General features: G+C 53.3%; 6 protein-coding genes and 1 riboswitch. Of the genes, 5 read left to right on the forward strand and 1 reads right to left on the reverse strand.

Going from position 1 to position 3,637, the window contains the following annotated elements; all coding sequences use genetic code 11:
- Positions 1–91 precede the first annotated feature (91 nt).
- Positions 92–475 (forward strand): dUTP diphosphatase, encoded by a 384-nt coding sequence (dut, locus tag R6U41_RS05880; protein ID WP_410268902.1) that lies wholly within the window; start codon positions 92–94, stop codon positions 473–475.
- Positions 472–1,323, forward strand: coding sequence for an MBL fold metallo-hydrolase (locus tag R6U41_RS05885; RefSeq protein WP_410268903.1), 852 nt, complete (start codon positions 472–474; stop codon positions 1,321–1,323). Before dut ends, R6U41_RS05885 begins: the two co-directional genes overlap by 4 nt.
- Here R6U41_RS05885 and R6U41_RS05890 read toward each other — a convergent pair.
- Positions 1,307–1,708 (reverse strand): MaoC/PaaZ C-terminal domain-containing protein, encoded by a 402-nt coding sequence (locus R6U41_RS05890; RefSeq protein WP_410268904.1) that lies wholly within the window; start codon positions 1,706–1,708, stop codon positions 1,307–1,309. The two genes, R6U41_RS05885 and R6U41_RS05890, sit on opposite strands and share 17 nt — an antisense overlap.
- Between R6U41_RS05890 and R6U41_RS05895 the strand changes: the two genes are divergently transcribed.
- The 3 genes from R6U41_RS05895 (at position 1,707) to R6U41_RS05905 (ending at position 3,568) form a co-directional block, all read left to right on the forward strand.
- Entirely contained in the window at positions 1,707–1,868 is a 162-nt protein-coding gene (locus R6U41_RS05895; protein ID WP_410268905.1) for a hypothetical protein, read from the forward strand. The two genes, R6U41_RS05890 and R6U41_RS05895, sit on opposite strands and share 2 nt — an antisense overlap.
- Before the next feature lie 149 nt (positions 1,869–2,017).
- A riboswitch (TPP riboswitch) is annotated at positions 2,018–2,126 on the forward strand.
- A 95-nt stretch (positions 2,127–2,221) separates the two neighbouring features.
- Positions 2,222–3,007: a sulfide-dependent adenosine diphosphate thiazole synthase gene (locus tag R6U41_RS05900; protein ID WP_410268906.1), complete on the forward strand. Its 786-nt coding sequence runs from the start codon at positions 2,222–2,224 to the stop codon at positions 3,005–3,007.
- Between the two features lie 15 nt (positions 3,008–3,022).
- The gene (locus tag R6U41_RS05905; RefSeq protein ID WP_410268907.1) at positions 3,023–3,568 is read left to right on the forward strand and encodes a phosphomethylpyrimidine synthase ThiC; all 546 of its coding nucleotides are present in this window, start codon (positions 3,023–3,025) and stop codon (positions 3,566–3,568) included.
- The last annotated feature ends 69 nt before the right edge of the window (positions 3,569–3,637 follow it).

Genomic DNA, 3,637 nt, shown 5'->3' on the forward strand with positions numbered 1-3,637 from the left:
ATCCGGATGGCACGCCGGATGTGCTTTACTGAGTCGGCGCTGATGGGCGGTCAGACCTGACGCAGACGGCGATATTGAACCGCCGCAGTACATGACCGCACAATCCGCGGGCATGGACCTGCGTGCGGCAGTCACCGGTACGGTACGGCTTGAGCCCGGCGAAATACAGTTGATCCCCACGGGATTTGCGGTCTGTATTCCCGGAGACCATGAAGCCCAGATCCGCCCGCGCAGCGGGCTTGCAGTAAAACACGGCATCGGGCTGATCAATTCGCCGGGCACCATAGACGCGGATTACCGCGGGGAAATACGGGTCGGGCTCATCAACCACGGAAAATCGCCTTACACTGTCAGCCGGGGCGACCGCATCGCCCAGATGGTTATCAGCCGGGTCTGCCGTGCCCGGATCGATCTGGTGGACGCCCTTGACGAATCAGACCGCAACACCGGCGGATTCGGACACACCGGCCGATGAAAAACACCCCGGACACCGGATCCTCTGTTCATGGTCCGCCGGTTTGCCATGCCGGCCCGGAGCAGGAATCTCTTGTGATCTGCGTTCTGGCCAGCGGCAGCAAGGGCAATGCAATTTACGTAGCCTCCGGCGATACTGCAGTATTGTTTGATGCCGGGCTTTCCGGAATAAAGATCGAGCGGCTCATGAAGCAAAGGGGAATCTCCCCGGACAACCTGGATGCGCTCGTGGTCTCACATGAACATTCAGATCACGTCTCCGGCATCGGGGTCCTGGCAAGACGATACCGACTGCCGGTATATATAAACCCCGGCACCCAAAAGGCGGTTTCCAAATACCTGGGCAGGATTGACGCCTTTTGTTCATTTGAGTGCGGTACTGCTTTTTTTATCAACGATCTGGCCATCCACCCCTTTTCAGTTTCCCACGATGCTGCAGAACCCGCCGGTTTTACAATAAAAAACAGTGCCGGAAAAATCGGCATAGCAACAGACCTGGGCTTTGCCCCTGCAATGGTTCGCCAGCATCTCAAAGACTGCAACCTTCTGGTGCTCGAAGCCAACCATGACATTGAAATGCTCGAGCAGGGGCCCTACCCCTGGCCGACCAAACAGCGGGTAAAAAGCCGCACCGGTCACCTGTCCAATGAAGCGGCCCGGGACCTGTTAATTCAAGTGCACCACGAAAATCTCAGGCATGTCATCCTGGCCCACATCAGCGAAACCAACAACACCCCGGAAAAGGCCCTGAGTGTGGTATCCGGACCCGTCAACGGCCGGGGTCCGAGTTTTTCAGCAGCCGGGCAGCATGTGTGCGGAGAACTCATCCGCGTCACCCCCGGGGGCTGACGCTCCTGTTTGTGGGATCGCCCTCTGCAAGCATTTTCCTCATGACCCCTTTTTGAGCTTCTGCCGGCAGAAACCCCGAAAGACGCGCGGTCATGACTACTGTGTCCCCGCTGTCAGTGAAAACCGCTTCCGCCTCCGCCCTTCTTTTTTCATCCACCAGGGTGATTTCAAGCACGCAGGTCACGGTCTGGTTTAAATACACCGGCTTTTTGAAATCAAAGCTCATGTGCGTGGCAAGCCAGCCGATCTGCCCGCCTATCTCAGTTAGCATGGAGCCCACTAGCAGTCCGTGGTTTATCCTGGCCGAAAACCCCCTGGATCGTGCAAACCGCTCGTCGAAATGCACGGGGTTATAATCACGGGATATTTCGGCAAACCCGAGCATGTCAGATTCCCGAAAAGTGCGTGTCACCGAAAACCTGTCTCCCTGTTTTATTCCTTTGACGGCTCTTTTGCGCATTGATTTTCTTTACCTTTCCCTGTTTACAGGCAGGCACCGGGGCACCCTGCTCCGGCAGCAGCCGGACCGAACCGGCAGCCTGTAATACTTTCTGATTGTCTGAAGCTATATTTGCATAAAAATTTGTCTTTTAAAAGAAGACAGAATCGTAAAAAGTAAGTTTTTAGATGGCGCCGTAAAAAGTTTTGCTTGACATCTGCAGCCACCACTTTAATTATTGGGAAATAACATATTAATCGTTGTTGGGGGTGCCTAAAACGGGCTGAGAATCCGCAATAAAGCGGATAACCCTTCAAACCTGATCAGGATAATGCCTGCGCAGGGAAAACGACGGACATCCATGCACGATGCAGAATAATGGACGTTTAGCCGCTTTCCCGAACCGGGAGGCGGCTTTTTTTATTGACAAGAAAATGGCGTGAAAGGAGAAGAAAAATAATGGCACTTGACGAAATTGTTATTACCCGCGCAATCATCGACCGTTATCACGAAAAACTCACAGACAAACTGGAAACCGACGTGGCAATTGTGGGCGGAGGGCCCTCAGGGCTGGTGGCAGGCTATTACCTGGCCGGAGCCGGCAAAAAAGTCTCCCTGTACGAACGCAAACTTACAATCGGCGGCGGGATGTGGGGAGGCGGAATGCTTTTTAACGAAATAGTTGTTCAGTCAGAGGCTGTACCAGTACTCGAGGAGTTCGGAATCCGCCACAGGCTCTACCAGGAAAACTACTACACGGCAGACGGCATAGAGGCTGTAGCATCGCTTACTTCCGGGGCCTTAAAAGCCGGGCTGACCATATTTAACTGCGTCACTGTAGAAGATGTGGTGATGCGCCCTGAAAGGGTTGAGGGGCTGGTGATCAACTGGGCGCCCGTGGAAATGGCCGGGCTGCACGTGGACCCCCTGACGGTGCGGGCAAGATACGTCATCGACGCCACCGGCCATGACACAGACATAGTCAGGATGGTGGAAAACAAGACCCCGGGCAGGCTCAATACCTCCACCGGCGGCATAATGGGCCAGAAGGCCATGTGGGCTGAAAAAGCAGAAACCGACACAACGCAAAACACAAAAGAAATCTTTCCCGGGCTTTACGTGGCTGGCATGGCAGCCAACGCAACCGCAGGCGGCCCCCGAATGGGGCCGATTTTCGGAGGCATGCTGCTTTCCGGTCAAAAAGCGGCAAACAATATCCTTAAGAGACTGGGGCAAACTTCATAGAAAAGGCAGATTTTCATGACACAGCTTGAATCCGCAAAAGCCGGACGCATCACCGATGAAATGCTCCTGGTGGCAGAAGCAGAAGGCCTGTCCGTCCGAGATTTGTGCGGGCAAATCGCCCTGGGCAGGGTGGTGATACCGAAAAACAAGGGCAGAAATTTTCATCCTCGCGGCATAGGCAAGGGCCTGCGCACCAAGGTAAATGCAAACATAGGCACTTCACCGAGCAGCTGCTCTTTTGGAAAGGAGCTTGAAAAACTCGATGCAGCCGTGTCCGCAGGCGCTGACGCTGTAATGGATCTTTCCACCGGCGGCGACCTTGATGCAGTTCTTTTAAAAGTCCTTAAAAAAGCGCAGGTGATGACAGGTACCGTGCCTGTATACAAGGCTGTCAGCCAAATGCTTGCAGCAGGCGGCACCTGCGCGGATTTGACCGGGGACATAATTTTCCGGGAAATAGAAAACCAGTGCAGCATGGGGGTAAAATGTAAGATAATATATATCTATGATATGACAAAGCAAAAATTATGGATATCATGGATTTGTCTCAGTGATATTTAGTTAGAGCTTTTCGGTGCTATTGACTTTGCTCTACTTTGCCTCTAAAGAAATGTTACTGAAGAAAATAAC

Source organism: Desulfosalsimonas sp. (genome assembly GCF_046483245.1).
GTDB lineage: Bacteria > Desulfobacterota > Desulfobacteria > Desulfobacterales > Desulfosalsimonadaceae > Desulfosalsimonas.

Coding starts and splice junctions, on each gene's coding strand:
- R6U41_RS05905 (WP_410268907.1), top strand. CDS start 3,023: ATGACACAGCTTGAATCCGCAAAAGCCGGACGCATCACCGATGAAATG.
- R6U41_RS05900 (WP_410268906.1), top strand. CDS start 2,222: ATGGCACTTGACGAAATTGTTATTACCCGCGCAATCATCGACCGTTAT.
- dut (WP_410268902.1), top strand. CDS start 92: ATGACCGCACAATCCGCGGGCATGGACCTGCGTGCGGCAGTCACCGGT.
- R6U41_RS05885 (WP_410268903.1), top strand. CDS start 472: ATGAAAAACACCCCGGACACCGGATCCTCTGTTCATGGTCCGCCGGTT.
- R6U41_RS05895 (WP_410268905.1), top strand. CDS start 1,707: ATGTCAGATTCCCGAAAAGTGCGTGTCACCGAAAACCTGTCTCCCTGT.
- R6U41_RS05890 (WP_410268904.1), bottom strand. CDS start 1,708: ATGCTCGGGTTTGCCGAAATATCCCGTGATTATAACCCCGTGCATTTC.